This is a genomic window from Novosphingobium sp. BL-S-34, assembly GCF_056857015.1.
In genome coordinates this window covers 1,445,476-1,461,248 of the sequence record NZ_CM166473.1, presented here as the reverse complement: position 1 = coordinate 1,461,248, position 15,773 = coordinate 1,445,476, and the positions used below count along the sequence as shown (strand labels likewise).

Sequence of the window (15,773 nt, the reverse complement as noted above, 5' to 3'; positions counted from 1 at the left end):
GTGGGATGTCCCGCTCCCACCGTCGGCGGGTCTTCGCAAAAGCGGTGCTGCGGGAAAAAATTTTCGCGCGCCCGGCGCACCTTGCGGTGCCGGGCGCGCGGCGGATCATCTACCCGTTGCACGGATCCGATGCGGGTGGCACAGGCCCAGCATGGGTGAAACTTCAGCAATCTTTCAGGACATCGAGAAGTTCGTGGGCAGGCTCTCTCCCGAACCTGTTTGCGATGATTGCATTACCGAGCGACTGAAGCTGGGTAATCCGGCTGACGCGGCCCACGCCGCGCATGAACTAGCCGGGATGGGCGGTTTCGAGCGCGGAAAGTGCGCTTGCTCGCTCTGCGGGGAGACCCGCATGACGACGCGGCGCCGCTGAATCCCGATGGTCGCGAACCTTCTGATCCGATAGCGCGACGAGCGGTGCCGGGCCGGGCCACGCGTTCGTGCGCGCTGTCTGGGAAATACGCCGACGCGGCTACGCCTCGCCGGTATCGTCGGCGATTATCTCCGCGAGGATCCGAACCCTTTGCCAGAAGCCGAAATTGTGCCGCTCGAATAGGACGTTCCGGGCGACTGAGCCTGGCGTTTCCCAGGCGAGACGGGTGGGAGAGAACGGGGCGCGAACGTCTCAGCGAGGGCTCCGTTCGCCGATGGGCTTTGCGCCTGCGGGATACGCAAGTCCCTGGCCGGGTTGTCGTCTCTGTGCCCGGCGGCAGGTCGGCACGACCTTCAAGAACAAACATGACTGGCGGAGATGGAACATGGCCCAGCTCGTTTACGATACCCGCGCGCGTCTCGTTCGCTACGATGGAGATCTGAAAAAGGCGGGGACGCTTGTCGCCGGTCTCGTCAAGCACGGCCCGCTCGGCGATCTCGTGCGCGAAGTCGTGACCCGGCCGGTGCGCGAACTGTGGCGATACGCCATTACCGTCGATGGCGCGCCGGAGGGCGCGACCAGCGATATCTTCCTGCTTGCGAGCCGGCTGGTGTGCGCGCCGCGCCGAAGCTGAGCGCGCGCCCGTCGAGGTCAGACACCTACGCGTGGACTCCGCACATCCTTGCGCGGAGCCAGGAACGATCGCGGCGGAAGGTAGTCGTGGTCCCAGCGTACGCCTAAACGCTCGCCCGCCCGACCGGCGGCACGGCCTCGGACGCAGGCCGAGGCAGGGCCGGCGAGACCGACGGCCGGGCGGACGCGCGGCACCATAAAAGTTTCGCTGCGACGGATCCGGCCGGCCGTGATGACCTTGCCAAGGCCGGTGCCGGCGACATCGCCGGCCCCCGCCGGGCCGGGCACTTCGACGATCATGCGCAGGACGCGCGCGGGTGCTTCCTTCGGCATCGAAGCGGCGACCAGTGCGGGTGACATCTCCGGGCGGGCAAGTACGTCTCCTCATGAAAGCAGCTACGCCTCGGGACCATTCCCGGCTGGAAGGGGCATCGACCTGGAACGGCCGCGAGCCGGCAAAACCATCGCCCGCTGCTTATTTCCCCGCCCGCTGCGCGGGCTCCTCGCGGACGCTTCGCTCCAAATAAGCGGCGTTCTTCGGTCCTTCGCATGTGCTTCGGCCTCACGGTTCGCCGTCCCGCTGTGACCGATCCCGAAGGTCTGCCCATCGCCCGGAAATGGCTCCGGGGCGAATGCTTCAAGGAGACGAAAGATGCCCGCAATCGGATATGTCACCCGCACCGGCCGCAGCTTCAAGGGCCAGCTTCGCACCCTCTCGATCCGCGCCGAGATCGAGATAGCGCCCAACACCGCCAAGTCCGGTGACACCCAGCCCGACTACCGCGTCACTTGCGGCGGCGCCGAGGTCGGGGCGGGCTGGATCCGCCGCAGCGAAACCTCCGGCAACGACTACGTGTCTCTCAGCCTCGCCGCTCCCGAATTCGGCCCCCGGCGGCTCTACGCCAACCTCGGCCGCGCGGCCGGCCAGGATGACGAGGACACCTTCGCGATCATCTGGAACCCGGCCGACTAAGGCCCGCCGCGATGCTCCCGGCCCCGCGCAAAAACTGCGCGGGGCCGGGTTCGTTTCAGCAGGGAGCGGCGGAGAGCGATTGTCCGGCGCGGCGGTTGCAGCCGGCCGGAGATTGGATAGTATCCGGCGTCGATGAAATCGGATCTGGACCACCTTCCTGAGACCGTGCGCGCCGACGTCGCCGCCATTCTGCGCATCATCTTCACCGAATTCGAGGACACGATCGGCCGCGCGACCCAAGGTTGGAAGCGCGCCGGCCGCGTGATGAAAGTGCTCCTTCATGGTGAGCATACGCCCGGCGCCGTGTGCCCTGAAAAGGCTATTGCCACGACGAAAAGGCCGAGACCGCAAGGAGGCGATACGCCGCCGAAGCGCTACGAGATCATGCTGGCCGTCAACGACAAGCGGCTGGCGGAAGCCCAATATTGGACCCACACGCGCGATCATTTGATGCGGGAGCACGCCATTATGGGCCGTCTTTCCGCGCCGGTCGAACTCGCCGTTTTCACGATGACGGGCATCAACAGCCGCCTGTCGGGCGGGAAGTCCTATTTCGTCGATGCCGTGAGCCGAGGGCTGCTTCTCTACGGACTGCCGGGCGAGCCGTTTGCAGCGCCGAAACGTCTCGCGCCGGAAGATTTTCGCGAGCAGGCGCAGCGCCTTGTCAACAGCACTTTTCCCAGGGCCATTAGCTTCCTCAGGATGGCCCGCTTTGGCCAGGCCGAAGGCATGTCGAACCAGGCGGTTTTCAATCTCCACCAGACCGCCGAACACGCCTATCATACGCTGCTTCTCGCCCATCTGCTCTACAGTCCCAGCACCCACCGGATCGACTGGATGCGCGAACGCGCCGCGGTGGCGGTGCCAAACCTCGGCAATCTCTGGGGACCGGACGATGCGTTTTCACGCCGCTGCTTCAGGTTGCTCAACGATGCCTATGTGAAGACCCGGTATGCGCCGAGTTATGCGATCAGGGACGACGAACTCGTTTGGCTGTTCGAGAGGATTGAAGCTCTCGTCGCGCAGGTGGAGTTGCTGGTTCGACAGCGACTTCTGCTGCCATCTTCCCGCATCGAGAAGTCGGCGGCGGCTGGTCCAGGCCGGGTTCTCTGACGGCCTGATAGGCGCCGCTGCAACGCGGTGATAAGCGCTGACGCCGCTCGCACACGCGCCTTGGCGGCTCGATTTTCCATCATAGCTTGCGGCAATACCGCTCTTCGCACAGCGCGGCGGAGGATGGGGTTTCGTGCTCTTTCCACTCGCGGATCGCAACATGGCGGCGGGGACAGGAAACGGTCGCGGGGGAGGGGGCGAAAACGCGCATGTCGATTTTCGACCCTCCACAAGGCTCTGTAGAGGAGACATCCCTTGCGCGGCGCAGGCGTTTTTAGCCCGCCGACAGGGAGCGTAAATCATGACCGATGACGCCGAAACCCGCGCCCAGGCGGCGCGCGAAGTGTGCCCTTATCTCACCGGCAAGCAGACAGCTTTCCACCTCGGTATTTCGCCCCATACCCTGCGGGCCATGCGGCTTGCCGGCAAGGGCCCTAAGGCGCGCCGCCACGGCCACAACTGGCGCTATCACATTGACGATATCGAAGCCTGGTCGCTCGCCCGAAGCGGAGGCGAAGACGATGTCTGACGCCCGCAATCTTCCGCTGCTTGCGTGGGGTGATGCCTTGCGCTCAGCGCGCCGCAACCGCCGGCGCCTGCGCAGGCGGGCCGTCCTCATTGGTGCCGGCATCGCCGTTCTCAATCTCACCTTGGTGTTTCCGCCGGTGCCGCGCCTCGTGTGGAATCATAGTGCCAGCGCGCCTGTCGGGCTCTATCTGGTGTCTCCCGGCGGGCGCCTTTTGCCCGGTGACATGGTCGTCGCCTGGCCGCCCGAACACGCCCGCGCCTTGGCAGCGCACCGGCATTATCTTCCGGCCGGGGTGCCGCTGGTCAAGCGCGTGTGGGCCGCTGCAGGTGACACGATCTGCGCGCGCGGCTCGTCCGTAATGCTGAATGGAAAGCCGGTGGTACAGCGCCTGTTTGCCGATCCCTCTGGGCGCAGGTTACCGGCCTGGGAGGGCTGCATGAGGCTTCGCCAGGGCAGCTATCTGCTGTTGATGAACCTGCGAGCCGACAGCTTCGACGGCCGGTACTTCGGGCCTACACAAGAGCGCGATATCCTCGGTAAAGCGAGGCCGTTGTGGTTACCGGCGACGTGATGCGGCCCATCGTAGGGCGACGAGCAGTAGGTCGATCTCTGCTGAACCTTGCGTCATCTGCTATCGCGTTGGCCGCCAGTCCCGTGCTCGCCGAAGAGCAAAGCGGCGTCGCCCAATGGCGCGCCGAAATCGCGGAAGCCTCGGCGCGTTTCGATGTACCTACCCTTTGGATCGAGCGGGTCATGCGCGCGGAAAGCAGGGGACGTACGCAGCGGAGCGGAGGGCCGATAACCTCGCCTGCCGGAGCGATGGGACTCATGCAACTGATGCCGGGGACCTGGGCCGAACTGCGAAGCCGCCTCGGGCTGGGAAGCGATCCGCATGCACCGCGCGACAACATCCTGGCAGGCACGGCATACCTGCGCGAGATGTACGATCGCTTCGGCTATCCCGGCATGTTTGCTGCCTACAATGCGGGGCCGACGCGCTACGCGGCGTCGCTCGCATCGGGCCGTGCTCTGCCCGCGGAAACCCGGGCCTATCTCGCCGAAGTGGCCGGACAAGGCTCTGAGTCTGGCACGGCATTCGGGTTTGGGGCGCCACGTCAGACGATCTTCGTTTCGCTTGGGGAGGTCCGCGAACCTTCTGACATTGCAGGCGATCAAGCGTTGCCCAGCGCGAAGCCGCTTGGCAGAACCGTGCCGAATGCTCCCCTTGATAACCCGCCAGCGCGCCCATCGATGGATCCGCTGTTTGCTATCCGCGCGGTGCCCTGAACGGTACTGTGCACGACACCCTGCACAGTGTCGCAGGCATTTTCAGGTTGGAGCCCAGGCCCAAGACGTGCGCTAGGACGAGAGGTCAGCCACCCCCTCGGAATTCCCAGCATGACGGCCTCTGCGGCGGCTGTAAAGGCCGGCGGCCCCTCCAATTTTGCCGCAGCAAATGAGCGCGCTTCGCGCGCGAGTTTGTTTGTTTTTCTGCTGGCAAAATCGGTTCCTCCGCCGCCGCTGCGCGGCGCACCGGCTAAAGCCGGCACGGCCCTGACAGCCGCCGCGCCGACCGTCCGATGACAGGGGTCCTCAAGGATGGGGACGCACTGGCTTAGGAGGCTTTCATGGCTAATTATGTGAACCTTGGCGTTGTTGTTGACGGTGTTGTCGCAAGCCTTGTGGCGGGACTGGAACTGGAGTTCGGGCGCGGTGCAGGCGAGGCGCTTGCGGCGCGGTTTCTGGAGGCGGAGGAGAGCGACTTCGTGTGGGACGCGCGCGTGTGCGAACGGTGGCTGGGCGCGTGGGATTGCGGCGATGAGGGCGAGCGCGAGCTCGATCGGGTGGCGGTGCTCGGGAGGCTGGATGGGCGGTGGTTCGCGGGTGTGAGCATCGTTGACGGCGATGGGCAGGCGCAGGGTCTCGTCGCGCGGCGGGCTTGCGCGGGCGAGAGTGAAGCGCGTGAGGCGTACGCGGCCTTGCGATGAAGGCAGCGAAGGATTGCGGCCGGGATGTTGGTCCTTTCGTGGCCAGCGTCCCGGCCTTCTCGCTGCTCGGTGGATTGCTCTTGCTTGGGCTTCCGCAAGAGGGGCGCGGGGAGGGGTTCGCGCACGATAGGGCGGTAGGGAGGGCAAAGCGGCGTAAGGCAAGATAAAAGCTATGGCACCCCTGCTGCCATAACCTACTGTCTGCACGTCGTTTTTCTCAGGTTTTCTAGGCACTATGCCGCTCCGGACAGTGCCGGATCGGCGATTTTTCCAGCATTCCTGCGGGTCCTGCCGGCACCGGTTTCCAGATCGGAGTAGAACGCGCAGGCTGGCACGATTTTTCCGCATTGGAAGGTCTAGCGATGAACAACGACGACGAGTTTACGCCCCGGCTCGGCCGCCAGAAAGCCCGGGGCGGCAAGGGAAAGCAGCGCTATCTCGGCAAGGTTCTGGCAGCTGCAAACCTCGCGAGTGGTATGGCAAGGAAAGGCCGCGGCAAATCCGGGTTTTCCGGCAGTCGAGTTGGGCGGGGCGCCGGCGTGGGGCGCGTGCTTTCGACCCGAAGCGCGGGCGGCCCGCGTAGCCGGCGGGCGGTGGTCAAGACGAGTATCGTCAAGCTGGGCGGGAACGGTGCCAAAGCGGCGGCGGCACACCTGCGTTATCTCCAGCGCGATGGCACCACGAGGGAAGGGGAGCGTGGCACCCTTTATGGAGCGGAACATGATGCTGCCAGTGGCAAGGAATTTCTTGCGCGAGGAGAGGGGGATCGCCACCAGTTTCGCTTCATCGTCTCGCCCGCGGACGGGCACCAATATGAGGACCTGAAGCCACTGACCCGGCGGCTCATGGCGCAAATGGAAGAGGACCTCGGCACCAGGCTCGATTGGGTGGCTGTGGACCATTTCAACACCGGCCATCCGCACACGCATATCGTCGTACGCGGGAAAGACGAGCGGGGCCAGGATCTGGTCATTGCGCGCGACTATTTGACCGGCGGTATCCGAGGGCGGGTATGCGATCTTGTCGAGTTGGACCTGGGGCCGCGAACCGACAGGGAAATCGCCGGCACTCGCCGAGCGGAAATCGATAAGGAGCGTTTCACCTCGATCGACCGTGCGCTGCTCCGGAACGCCGGGGACGATCGGCAGGTGGCCGCGCGGGCCGGTGACCCCTTCGAGCAATCACTTCGCGCAGGCCGGCTGGCAAAGCTTGCGCGAATGGGCCTTGCCGAGCCGCTCGGGAATGATCGCTACCAACTTGCTGCTGGCCTGGAGGAAGCGCTGCGCGTGATGGGAGAACGCGGGGACGTCATCCGGACCATGCAGCGCGACTTCTCGCGTCTCAAACTGGAGCGATCCGGTGTTGCCCAGGTGATCTACGATCCGGCAGCCGAAGGCGCCACGCCGCTGGTGGGCAAAGTGGTATCTCGCGGGCTCTCCAACGAAAACGATGATCGCCACTACCTGATCGTCGATGCGGCAGATGGCCGCAGTCATTATGTCGCGGTAGGGAAGGGCTTGCTGAGCGGCCTCGATGAGGGCAGCGGAGTAGGGCGCGGCGTGGTCGTCCGCATCGAGCCGCTGCGGGCATCGGTGCGCGAGGTCGACAGGACGATCGCCGCCGTCGCAGCCGGGAGCGGCGGGCAATACGATGTCGCGCTACATCTTCGCCGTGATCCGGCCGCTACGCAGACCTTTGCCGAAGCCCATGTCCGCCGCCTGGAGGCGATGCGCCGCGAGAGCGGGCTGGTGGAGCGCGAACCATCGGGTCGATGGGTGATTTCCAGCGATCATCTTGAGCGCGTTGCCACGTGGCAATCGCAGCGGTTGCAGGACCGACCGGTGGGCATCGAGGTTCTATCTCGCGGAGCGCTCAAGGATCTGGCTGGATTGGAGGCCGCGACGTGGATCGATCGGGAGCTCGTTTCCGGCAATGCGGCCCCGGCTCGTGAGGCAGGATTCGGAGCAGAATTGGCTGAGGCGCGAGTACTGCGGCGGCAGTGGCTTTTGGCGCAAGGGTTCGCTACCGAAGCGGCGGGCGGCATGGTCTTTTCGGACGACATGCTGAATGCGCTGCGCAGGCGTGAATTGCTGCGCGTTGCCTCGCAGCTATCTGGCGAGCTCGAAATACCTTTTCGGGAGGCTCGTCAGGGCGACAAAATCGAAGGCGTCTACAGGCGCGCTGTCGATCTCGTCAGCGGACGTCATGCTCTTATCGAACGGAGCCGGGATTTCACGCTGCTTCCTTGGCGCCCGCCTTTGGAGCGACAGGTAGGCAAAACGGTGTCAGGCCTCGTTCGCGCGGATGGCGTGAATTGGACCGTCGGGCGGGGGCGACCGCCGCCCGGTATCTCTTAACGCAACATATCTCTCGGCACTGCTTGAACGCCTTGGTCTGGGACTTTGCTGACATTCCCGAGCGTCCCCTCAGACGGCATCTGTCGCCAGAAGTTGACGTTCAACATTCGCGCGATCGGCGCCCTATAAGGACAGAAGGCCTCAATAGCGCCAAACATCCGAAGTGGATGTAAATTTGAGGTAATTGCTCGAAATCGGTGCATCAGATAGTATCGCGAGGATTAAGCGCCGAAAAAATTCTTTCCAGAGAGGATGGTTGGCGTATCTTTATGACGTCACGACTCGCATCAGGGGGATTGAGTCATGCCGATCACATTCGAACGCGTACAAAAATACCTGAACGCGATAGCCGGCAATGGCAGCCTTGACCCGAGCAATGCCGCGCACGGCATTTTCTGGCAGGGCGATTATCCGTCATTCATGAACGGCATGGTGCCGAGCAAGCATTGCAACGGCGCACCGGTGCCGATCGTCGACCATGGCAACATGCCGGCGTCGCCTTTCTACCAGATCCTTCAGGCCGGCTGGTGCACCGCGCCGGCGATGTCGCAAATGCCCGATACCGGGCCGTTTGTGACCGATGCTGGATATTCGGTCGACGTCGATGGCACACAAGTGAGCGGCCAGCAGATCATTCAGGATATCGGCGCGTGGCTGGCGGCGGGTGCGCCCGAACATGGTTAGGTTCGCCAAGCTCGCTTTTGTCCTGTTCCTCCTGTGCGCGAGCGTCTTCGCCTATGTCGCTATCCATCGCAGCAAACCGGCCATTACGGAGACAACGACCAGCGAGACCGAAACCAAGGTCACCGCCGCCGACGAGGAGGACGAATGCGAGGCCGACGCTGCGTGGTTCTCCGCCTCGGCGCCGCGGCCGCCGTCGATCGAACCGGCGCGCGGCAACGATTGCGAGTTCTACCAGCGCGCGCTTCAACATTTTCTTTATGCAGTGGCGGGCGAAGCCGACAGCCCGCGCTTCCTCGGTTACCAGAGCTATGCCGATCTGTTTGGGGGCGATCCCCAAGCTGGATTGCTGAGCGGCGCGGCTGATCCCAACAGCAACAAGAAGCTGATGGTGCTGGCGCCGCGGCTCGAGAAATCGGCCCAGGTCCGCGATGCCGGTGACATCCTTCAGGCAGGATCTAACTCGGTGCTGATCGACGAGGCCGGGCATCCGATCTTCTACAACATCTTCGTCGACCCCGAGTTCGCAAAGGAGATCAAGGGCAAGGGTTATAACAACCTAGCCAAGCTGCTCGCGACCGCCCCGGAAACGGAGCTGCCGCCCGACATGGTCGAATTCAAGGCGGCTTGGCAGATCGTTGACGCAGCCAACCCGCCTAGTGATCGAATCGTTGTCCAGGCCAAAGTGCCGTGGCTGACGACCGCAGCCTCCACGTTCGATCCCAGCAAAAAGGTACTGGTCGTCGACAAGGCGAAGAATGATGCGCAAGGGCTGCGGACGGTCACCGTCGCGATGATCGGACTGCATGTCGTTTTCACGACGGTCAATCATCCCGAGATGATCTGGGCGACGTTCGAGTATGTCCGCAATGCGCCCTCAACCAAGGGCAATCCGATTGATCCCCAGAGCAAGTGCAGCTTGCAGGGCGAGCCGGCGGACGGAACGGTCAACGACGACGGCCAGCCCTATCTGCTTTGGGCGAAAGGTGATCCGGCGAGCGGCATCAACAAGAAGCCGGCGAGCATGACGGTCGTCGACGATGCGAATCAGACGTTTGCACCGAAAAGCTCGATCGTTCGCGTCTACCCCTTTTCTGCTTGCTCGACCGATCCAGCGAAACCGGTCACGGCAATCGACGGGGCGATCACCGCGCTAAACAATAGCTTCGCGAAAAAGAACAAGTCCGCATGGTTAACCCGATACGTTCTTGTCGGCGCGACCTGGCTGGATGACCCCAGATCGGTGTTCAAGTCCGGCGCGACGTTCACCGACGCGATGTTGGGCGGCGAGGACCGGCTGTCGAGCGTGGCAATGGAATCGTACACGCAGACCGGCTCGAAGAACTGCTTTGCCTGCCACCACACGGACACAAAGGGAAAGCTCGAGCCGATGCGGATCAGCGTCTCGCATCTGTTTCAGCGCTTCGCGAATCCGAAGAAATGACGCGCCGCACCATCATAGAAGATTTATGATGCGCACGGCGGCGCTGGGGTTTTTGCTACTCGCGGGGTGCGCGGCCAATCAGGTGCGGCTTGAGATCGCCGGTGACGTGTCGACCAAGGCGAAGGCCACCACGGCAGCCGCGAGCGCTTATGTCGCCGATGTCCAGGCGCGCCGCCGCGAGGCCGCCGTCGCGCTGGTCGCGAGCGATCCGACCTGCACCTGGGGATCGTCGATCGTGATGGATCTCAAATGGGACCCGGCCAAGACCAAGCGCGGTCTATGCGATATGCGCGGCGTGCCGCCGTCGCGACAGGTAACGGTCAACCTCCAGCCGGTGTCGGATCAGGGGCTAAAGGCGATTACTGCGGCGATCGCCGGGATCGCCGCCTATCAGGGCGCACTCGCCGATATTCTCGATGAGAAGCCAATCGATGCGAAGGCGGAGATTTCGAGTGCGATCGACACGCTGACCACGGCGAGCTCAGACATCAACCGGATCGCGGGATCGAAAGTAATCGATCTCGGCGTATTGAGCAGCGATCCCGCCAAGGCGGTGGTCGATCTAATCGGGACACTCGTTCAGCTCAAACAGACCGATCTCAAGGTCCGCAGAGTCAGAGGGGTCATCGAAAGCCATAACGCGACCAAGCTGCTCGACATGCTGTCGACGGCAGTGATCAAGCTCAATCGCCTGCAGGACGCGAACTCCGCGACCTACAAGCTGTTCGCTCTCGATGCGGCTTACTCGCGCGAGCGCACGATGCTCAGGTTCGATGAGCGGGTCCAGCGGGTGCATGACCTGGCGATCGCGGCCGACGAGGTGACCGACGGCAAGGTGGCGCGGATCGCGGGGTTGCAGAAAGCGATCAAGGATCTGCGCACATCAAATGACGAGCTAGAACAGGCGGTTCTACACAACGAAATCTCGGCTGAGCGTCGCAAGCAGGTCGCGCGCGAGAACCGCAAACAGATCTTCTCGATCCTGAGCCAGGTCGCGGCATTTTTTCCGGCAGTGTGAGGAGTGAGCCATGGCCACCTGTGATCTAGTCGTCACCGCCTATACCGATCTTCGCGACGCGCTTTCGGCGCTGGCGTTACGGACCAATGATTCCAACGACCGCACCATCCTGCTGCAGCGCGCGGTGGTCTCGGGCAGCCTCGCCGAGCAATGCGACACCAAATATTCGGGGAAAGACGTGCCCTATGGCGGCACTGCGGTCGACCAAGCCAATCATGCGGCACAGGAAGCGACAGAGGCGAGCGGGACCAATTCGGCGCAAACCCATCAGGTCATCGCCGACGCCGACACTGCCAACGCGACTTTGCAGGGAATCCTGGGCAACGCGGCATTCCTGTCGGTGAAGGCTCCCGCCGGGCTAATCGGCGCGCTCAGGGTGTCGCCGTCGCCCCGGGCGATGGCGCGCGCCAACGGCAATTTCTCGCTCGCGTTGGCCGAGGCGCCCAAAGTGGCGTCGCCGGCCTATGTGACCAATGTCGCCAAGCTGTTTCCGATCGAGGCGGCAACCTTGTTCCCGCTGGGTCAGTCGCTGGTCGGCGATCGCCCGGTCGGGCTGCTCATCATCATCGTGACCACGGCGCTGTTCACGATGGCGCTGCGCTATTTCGCGACGCAGGTCGACGGCAAGCCGGCGTGGAATGAAATCGGAGCATCATTGGTGTCATTGCTGCTCTGGATCGGCGCGACGCAGGGCTATTGGATCGCGACGCACGGCTGGAACAATCACGGCCTGACCGCCGATCTCGGTAGCAAGCTCTATGGTTTTATTACGGTAATGTGGGTCGCGCTCGTCCCGTATCTCGTCCTCGAACAGGCGAAGCGCGACGCAGGCAGCTGACCGGCCGCCACCCTCCTTCCCAATCCCGGGATGACACGGCGTGCGCGGGTGTCATCCCGCGTCGTCCAGGGCGCGCGCAAGATGAAGGATAGCCGAAGCGACGTGGCGCTCGACCTCGACCACCGAGAGGTCCAGCCGATCGGCAATCGCGGGATAGGTCAGGGATACGAGGCGGTGAAGCAGAAAGACGTCGCGGGTCGTGGCAGCCATGTCGGCACCCGCCATAAGATCGCACCAACTTCCCCACTTTAGCTCGGGCGCGCGAACGACCGGAGAACCTCGACACACTAAGCATTGGCTTCAATCGTCAGCGCGCCAAACGCCATATAAAGATTCTTATATGGCGTTTGACGATGGCAGCTCTTGGGTGCCCGCATTCAGCGGTCCAATGACCGAATTGAGGCGCTTTTCTGGCGGTCCGCTTCGCAGCGTTCGGTCTGCAACTTCGGTCAGGAGCAGACGTTTGCCGTAGCTGACCTGAACGACCGGCTTTGGTCGAAACCTTCCGTTGATCAGGCCAAAACCCGGTTGGAAGTTTCGGGCCGCGCTTCAATCGCTGAAGGGTTGCCAAAGGATCGCTTTCAGGCGAGAATCTGGGGCAATGCGTAAAGATATCGATCATTTGCCGGCTGTGCAGCAAGAAGAATTAGAGAAGGCCAAAGCCACTCTGATGTCGGAGTTCGATATTGCGACTTCTCGGGCTACGCAGCCTTGGAAAAAGAACGGACGAATTCTCAAGATCGTCCTGTTCGGAAGCTACGCACGCAACGATTGGGTAGACGAGCCCGAGAACGGTTACCAATCAGATTATGACGTGCTGATAGTCGTCAGTCATGAAAATCTAACGGACGTATCGGAGTTTTGGTACGTCGCGGAAGATAAGATGCTGCGCGACCCGGCGATAGGTCGCCAAGTAAATATCATTGTTCACACCATGCAGGAGGTCAATCAGGCGCTTTCTCGAGGTGAATATTTCTGGGCGGACATAGTGCGCGATGGGATCGCGCTTTACGAACTCCCAGGATCGACATTCAGCTATCCCAAAGCCCTAACCTCATCAGATGCTCTGGCTCTTTCGACAAAATACTATGAAGAAAAGTTTCCTGACATCGCGGTCTGGCTGGAGACAGCAGAAAGTCAGATGATAAACCAAAGCGACCCGGTACGCTATCGCAAGCATGCCGCATTCAATCTTCATCAGGCCGCGGAGACTGCATATGCCTGCGTTCTACTTGTTAAGACGCTGTATTTTCCCAGATCTCATAATATAAAATTTCTGCGCTCTCTTGCCGAGGATAAGGAGCCAACTCTTATTGCAGCTTGGCCGCGCGCAAATAAGATTGACCGACGCCGTTTTGAACTTCTGAAGCGGGCGTACGTAGATGCGCGTTACTCCGATGGATACGAAATTGGCATCGAAGATCTTCAGGCGTTATCCGAGATGGTTCGGCACTTACGGGATATTGTTGCGACAATCTGCGCAAGGCGCCTCGAGAAGTTGCAGCGTGCCGCCAGCCATTGACTGATCACCTTATAGCGCCAACCCCGCGATAGCTGTTCCGCGCTGTTCCGCGCTGTTCCGCGCTGTTCCGCGCTGTTCCGCGCTGTTCCGCGCTGTTCCGCGCTGTTCCGCGCTGTTCCGCGCTGTTCCGCGCTGTTCCGCGCTGTTCCGCGCTGTTCCGCGCTGTTCCGCGCCGTTCCGCGCCGTTCAACGCCGTTCAGCGCACTTCCCGTTTCCTAACTGATCGCGCAGCCTGATCCCGTCGAGACCGATCGTCATCGGTCGACGGGAGATGCTCCGTGACGCCCACCAAACTCCTTATCGGCCAGATTGCTGTCGTCTTCGCGATCATGTTCGCCGGTTTGTGGCTGGCGACACAGTGGGCGGCCTCGATGCTAGCTTACCAGCCCGAACTTGGGACGGCGTGGTTCAGGGTCGGCGGCTTTCCGGTCTATCGTCCGTGGGCGCTGTTCTGGTGGTGGTATTCCTATGACGCCTATGCGCCTGAGGTGTTCGACAGGGCGGGCATGCTCGCTGGCATTAGCGGATTCCTCGGCTGCGGCTCGGCGGTGGTGGGATCATTGTGGCGCGCGCGGCAGAAGGGCAAGGTCACCACATACGGCTCTGCGCGCTGGGCAAGCTCGCGCGAGGTTGCCAAGGCAGGTTTGCTGCATCCGGCCGGCGTTATGCTCGGATCTTTGCGCGGCAATTACCTTCGCCACGACGGCCCAGAACACGTCATGGCCTTTGCGCCGACGCGCTCCGGGAAGGGCGTCGGGCTTGTCGTGCCAACGCTTCTCTCCTGGACCGGATCGGCAGTCATCCACGACATCAAAGGCGAAAACTGGATCCTGACCTCCGGGTGGCGTTCGCGTTTCTCGCATTGCCTGTTGTTCAATCCGACCGATGCCGCGTCTGCGCGCTACAACCCCTTGCTGGAAGTGCGTCGCGGCGCCAACGAAGTGCGCGACGTCCAGAACATCGCCGATATCCTGGTCGATCCCGAAGGCGCGCTCGAACGGCGCAGCCATTGGGAAAAGACCAGTCATTCGCTGCTGGTCGGCGCCATCCTCCACATCCTTTACGCCGAGGAAGAAAAGACGCTCGCGCGGGTTGCGACCTTCCTGTCCGACCCCCAGCGCTCTTTCGTGGCGACATTGCGCGCGATGCTTGCCACCAACCATCTTGGCAATGCCCAGCAGCCAAAAGTCCATCCGGTGGTTGCCTCCGCCGCACGGGAACTGCTGAACAAGAGCGAGAACGAGCGCTCAGGTGTGTTGTCGACGGCGATGTCTTTCCTCGGCCTCTACCGCGACCCCACCGTTGCCGAGGTCACCTCGCGCTGCGACTGGAGGATCGCCGACCTCATGGAAGCGAAGCAGCCGTGCTCGCTCTACCTGGTCATCCCGCCCTCGGACATCAGCCGTACCAAGCCGCTGGTGCGCCTAGTCCTCAACCAGATCGGTCGCCGGCTCACCGAGCAGCTTGATCAATCGGGCGAAGGGCGCCGGCACCAGCTGCTGATGATGCTCGATGAATTCCCCGCACTGGGGCGCCTCGACTTCTTCGAGACCAGCCTCGCCTTCATGGCCGGCTACGGCATCCGCGCGTTCCTGATCGCGCAGAGCCTGAACCAGATCGAGAAGGCCTACGGCGAATACAACTCGATCCTCGACAATTGCCATGTCCGCGTGGCCTTCGCGGCCAACGACGAGCGCACCGCCAAACGCATTTCCGACGCGCTGGGCACCGCGACCGAACAGCGCTCGATGCGCAACTATGCCGGGCACCGGCTGGCGCCGTGGCTCGCCCACGTCATGGTCAGCCGGCAGGAAACCGCTCGCCAACTGCTGACGCCCGGCGAGGTCATGCAGCTGTCGCCGGACGAGGAACTGGTACTGCTGTCCGGACTGGCACCGATCCGGGCCGGCAAGCTGCGCTACTACGCCGATGCGAACTTCACCGAACGCCGGCTTCCCGCGCCGATGCTTGCCGCCGGACAATATGCCGACCGGCCGGATGCCCGTCCCGACGACTGGGCGGACCGCGTCGGCGTCGAGGACGCACGTCTCACCGAGGTCGCCGAGGAAACCGCTTCCGAAGACGAGAGTGGCCTGCAGCAACAGCGTCAGCCGGGCTCGACTGGGGGCCACAGCCTCTCGGTTGAAGAAGACAAGACCCCGGAGATCGTACCGGCCACCGAGGACGATGACATCGCCGGGGACAAGCGGGCGATGGAGCAGGCGCAGGCAATGACGCCGGTCGCGCGCGGCTTCGCCTTCGATGACAGCGACCACACCCAGATACTCGGACTGTGAGGGCATC

The 15,773-nt window shown here is 62.8% G+C and carries 19 protein-coding genes; 17 read left to right on the top strand and 2 right to left on the bottom strand.

What is annotated here, in order from left to right:
- Positions 1 to 151: 151 nt before the first annotated feature.
- Positions 152 to 373, top strand: a complete 222-nt coding sequence (locus AC1VV3_RS20245; protein ID WP_482962296.1) for a hypothetical protein — start codon at positions 152 to 154, stop codon at positions 371 to 373.
- Between the two features lie 385 nt (positions 374 to 758).
- Positions 759 to 1,007 carry a hypothetical protein gene (locus AC1VV3_RS20240; RefSeq protein ID WP_482962295.1) on the top strand — a complete coding sequence of 83 codons (249 nt, stop codon included), beginning with the start codon at positions 759 to 761 and terminating at the stop codon, positions 1,005 to 1,007.
- A 17-nt stretch (positions 1,008 to 1,024) separates the two neighbouring features.
- On the opposite strand, the gene AC1VV3_RS20235 is transcribed toward AC1VV3_RS20240, so the two are convergent.
- Positions 1,025 to 1,366 (bottom strand): hypothetical protein, encoded by a 342-nt coding sequence (locus AC1VV3_RS20235; protein WP_482962294.1) that lies wholly within the window; start codon positions 1,364 to 1,366, stop codon positions 1,025 to 1,027.
- Positions 1,367 to 1,658: 292 nt separating this feature from the next.
- Here AC1VV3_RS20235 and AC1VV3_RS20230 point away from each other — a divergent pair, with 292 nt between their 5' ends.
- The 12 genes from AC1VV3_RS20230 (at position 1,659) to AC1VV3_RS20175 (ending at position 11,947) form a co-directional block, all read left to right on the top strand.
- Positions 1,659 to 1,979: a DUF736 domain-containing protein gene (locus tag AC1VV3_RS20230; RefSeq protein ID WP_277668216.1), complete on the top strand. Its 321-nt coding sequence runs from the start codon at positions 1,659 to 1,661 to the stop codon at positions 1,977 to 1,979.
- A 132-nt stretch (positions 1,980 to 2,111) separates the two neighbouring features.
- On the top strand, positions 2,112 to 3,092 hold the full coding sequence (locus AC1VV3_RS20225; RefSeq protein WP_482962293.1) for a HEPN domain-containing protein: 981 nt from the start codon (positions 2,112 to 2,114) through the stop codon (positions 3,090 to 3,092).
- Between the two features lie 301 nt (positions 3,093 to 3,393).
- A complete protein-coding gene (locus AC1VV3_RS20220) occupies positions 3,394 to 3,621 on the top strand; it encodes a helix-turn-helix domain-containing protein (RefSeq protein ID WP_482962292.1) in 228 nt (75 codons plus the stop codon).
- Entirely contained in the window at positions 3,614 to 4,192 is a 579-nt protein-coding gene (locus AC1VV3_RS20215) for a S26 family signal peptidase (RefSeq protein ID WP_482962291.1), read from the top strand. The genes AC1VV3_RS20220 and AC1VV3_RS20215 overlap by 8 nt, the downstream gene beginning before the upstream one ends.
- 83 nt (positions 4,193 to 4,275) lie before the next feature.
- Complete coding sequence (locus tag AC1VV3_RS20210; protein WP_482962290.1) at positions 4,276 to 4,908, top strand: lytic transglycosylase domain-containing protein; 633 nt, start codon at positions 4,276 to 4,278, stop codon at positions 4,906 to 4,908.
- A 111-nt stretch (positions 4,909 to 5,019) separates the two neighbouring features.
- The gene (locus tag AC1VV3_RS20205; protein ID WP_482962289.1) at positions 5,020 to 5,205 is read left to right on the top strand and encodes a hypothetical protein; all 186 of its coding nucleotides are present in this window, start codon (positions 5,020 to 5,022) and stop codon (positions 5,203 to 5,205) included.
- 44 nt (positions 5,206 to 5,249) lie between these two features.
- Positions 5,250 to 5,609, top strand: a complete 360-nt coding sequence (locus AC1VV3_RS20200) for a hypothetical protein (RefSeq protein ID WP_482962288.1) — start codon at positions 5,250 to 5,252, stop codon at positions 5,607 to 5,609.
- Between the two features lie 362 nt (positions 5,610 to 5,971).
- Entirely contained in the window at positions 5,972 to 7,966 is a 1,995-nt protein-coding gene (gene rlxS, locus AC1VV3_RS20195) for a relaxase/mobilization nuclease RlxS (protein WP_482962287.1), read from the top strand.
- 303 nt (positions 7,967 to 8,269) lie between these two features.
- Positions 8,270 to 8,650, top strand: a complete 381-nt coding sequence (locus AC1VV3_RS20190) for a hypothetical protein (RefSeq protein WP_482962286.1) — start codon at positions 8,270 to 8,272, stop codon at positions 8,648 to 8,650.
- Entirely contained in the window at positions 8,643 to 10,091 is a 1,449-nt protein-coding gene (locus AC1VV3_RS20185) for a hypothetical protein (protein WP_482962285.1), read from the top strand. The genes AC1VV3_RS20190 and AC1VV3_RS20185 overlap by 8 nt, the downstream gene beginning before the upstream one ends.
- Before the next feature lie 28 nt (positions 10,092 to 10,119).
- Complete coding sequence (locus tag AC1VV3_RS20180) at positions 10,120 to 11,109, top strand: hypothetical protein (protein ID WP_482962284.1); 990 nt, start codon at positions 10,120 to 10,122, stop codon at positions 11,107 to 11,109.
- 10 nt (positions 11,110 to 11,119) lie between these two features.
- Complete coding sequence (locus AC1VV3_RS20175) at positions 11,120 to 11,947, top strand: hypothetical protein (RefSeq protein ID WP_482962283.1); 828 nt, start codon at positions 11,120 to 11,122, stop codon at positions 11,945 to 11,947.
- Positions 11,948 to 11,998: 51 nt separating this feature from the next.
- Here AC1VV3_RS20175 and AC1VV3_RS20170 read toward each other — a convergent pair whose 3' ends face one another.
- On the bottom strand, positions 11,999 to 12,157 hold the full coding sequence (locus tag AC1VV3_RS20170; RefSeq protein ID WP_482962282.1) for a sigma factor-like helix-turn-helix DNA-binding protein: 159 nt from the start codon (positions 12,155 to 12,157) through the stop codon (positions 11,999 to 12,001).
- A gap of 153 nt (positions 12,158 to 12,310) precedes the next feature.
- On the opposite strand from AC1VV3_RS20170, the gene AC1VV3_RS20165 reads away from it, so the two are divergent.
- From AC1VV3_RS20165 to AC1VV3_RS20155, 3 genes are all read left to right on the top strand, one after another.
- Positions 12,311 to 12,556 (top strand): hypothetical protein, encoded by a 246-nt coding sequence (locus tag AC1VV3_RS20165; protein ID WP_482962281.1) that lies wholly within the window; start codon positions 12,311 to 12,313, stop codon positions 12,554 to 12,556.
- The gene (locus AC1VV3_RS20160) at positions 12,549 to 13,469 is read left to right on the top strand and encodes a HEPN domain-containing protein (RefSeq protein WP_482962280.1); all 921 of its coding nucleotides are present in this window, start codon (positions 12,549 to 12,551) and stop codon (positions 13,467 to 13,469) included. Before AC1VV3_RS20165 ends, AC1VV3_RS20160 begins: the two co-directional genes overlap by 8 nt.
- Positions 13,470 to 13,747: 278 nt before the next feature.
- On the top strand, positions 13,748 to 15,766 hold the full coding sequence (locus AC1VV3_RS20155) for a conjugal transfer protein TraG (protein ID WP_482962279.1): 2,019 nt from the start codon (positions 13,748 to 13,750) through the stop codon (positions 15,764 to 15,766).
- Positions 15,767 to 15,773: the final 7 nt, after the last annotated feature.

What these genes read in the sequence shown, in the direction of transcription:
- AC1VV3_RS20235 (WP_482962294.1), bottom strand. Translation starts at nt 1,366, where the DNA reads ATGTCACCCGCACTGGTCGCCGCTTCGATGCCGAAGGAAGCACCCGCG.
- AC1VV3_RS20185 (WP_482962285.1), top strand. Translation starts at nt 8,643, where the DNA reads ATGGTTAGGTTCGCCAAGCTCGCTTTTGTCCTGTTCCTCCTGTGCGCG.
- AC1VV3_RS20180 (WP_482962284.1), top strand. Translation starts at nt 10,120, where the DNA reads ATGCGCACGGCGGCGCTGGGGTTTTTGCTACTCGCGGGGTGCGCGGCC.
- AC1VV3_RS20205 (WP_482962289.1), top strand. Translation starts at nt 5,020, where the DNA reads ATGACGGCCTCTGCGGCGGCTGTAAAGGCCGGCGGCCCCTCCAATTTT.
- AC1VV3_RS20200 (WP_482962288.1), top strand. Translation starts at nt 5,250, where the DNA reads ATGGCTAATTATGTGAACCTTGGCGTTGTTGTTGACGGTGTTGTCGCA.
- AC1VV3_RS20175 (WP_482962283.1), top strand. Translation starts at nt 11,120, where the DNA reads ATGGCCACCTGTGATCTAGTCGTCACCGCCTATACCGATCTTCGCGAC.
- rlxS (WP_482962287.1), top strand. Translation starts at nt 5,972, where the DNA reads ATGAACAACGACGACGAGTTTACGCCCCGGCTCGGCCGCCAGAAAGCC.
- AC1VV3_RS20170 (WP_482962282.1), bottom strand. Translation starts at nt 12,157, where the DNA reads ATGGCTGCCACGACCCGCGACGTCTTTCTGCTTCACCGCCTCGTATCC.
- AC1VV3_RS20230 (WP_277668216.1), top strand. Translation starts at nt 1,659, where the DNA reads ATGCCCGCAATCGGATATGTCACCCGCACCGGCCGCAGCTTCAAGGGC.
- AC1VV3_RS20225 (WP_482962293.1), top strand. Translation starts at nt 2,112, where the DNA reads ATGAAATCGGATCTGGACCACCTTCCTGAGACCGTGCGCGCCGACGTC.
- AC1VV3_RS20245 (WP_482962296.1), top strand. Translation starts at nt 152, where the DNA reads ATGGGTGAAACTTCAGCAATCTTTCAGGACATCGAGAAGTTCGTGGGC.
- AC1VV3_RS20220 (WP_482962292.1), top strand. Translation starts at nt 3,394, where the DNA reads ATGACCGATGACGCCGAAACCCGCGCCCAGGCGGCGCGCGAAGTGTGC.
- AC1VV3_RS20190 (WP_482962286.1), top strand. Translation starts at nt 8,270, where the DNA reads ATGCCGATCACATTCGAACGCGTACAAAAATACCTGAACGCGATAGCC.
- AC1VV3_RS20215 (WP_482962291.1), top strand. Translation starts at nt 3,614, where the DNA reads ATGTCTGACGCCCGCAATCTTCCGCTGCTTGCGTGGGGTGATGCCTTG.
- AC1VV3_RS20240 (WP_482962295.1), top strand. Translation starts at nt 759, where the DNA reads ATGGCCCAGCTCGTTTACGATACCCGCGCGCGTCTCGTTCGCTACGAT.
- AC1VV3_RS20160 (WP_482962280.1), top strand. Translation starts at nt 12,549, where the DNA reads ATGCGTAAAGATATCGATCATTTGCCGGCTGTGCAGCAAGAAGAATTA.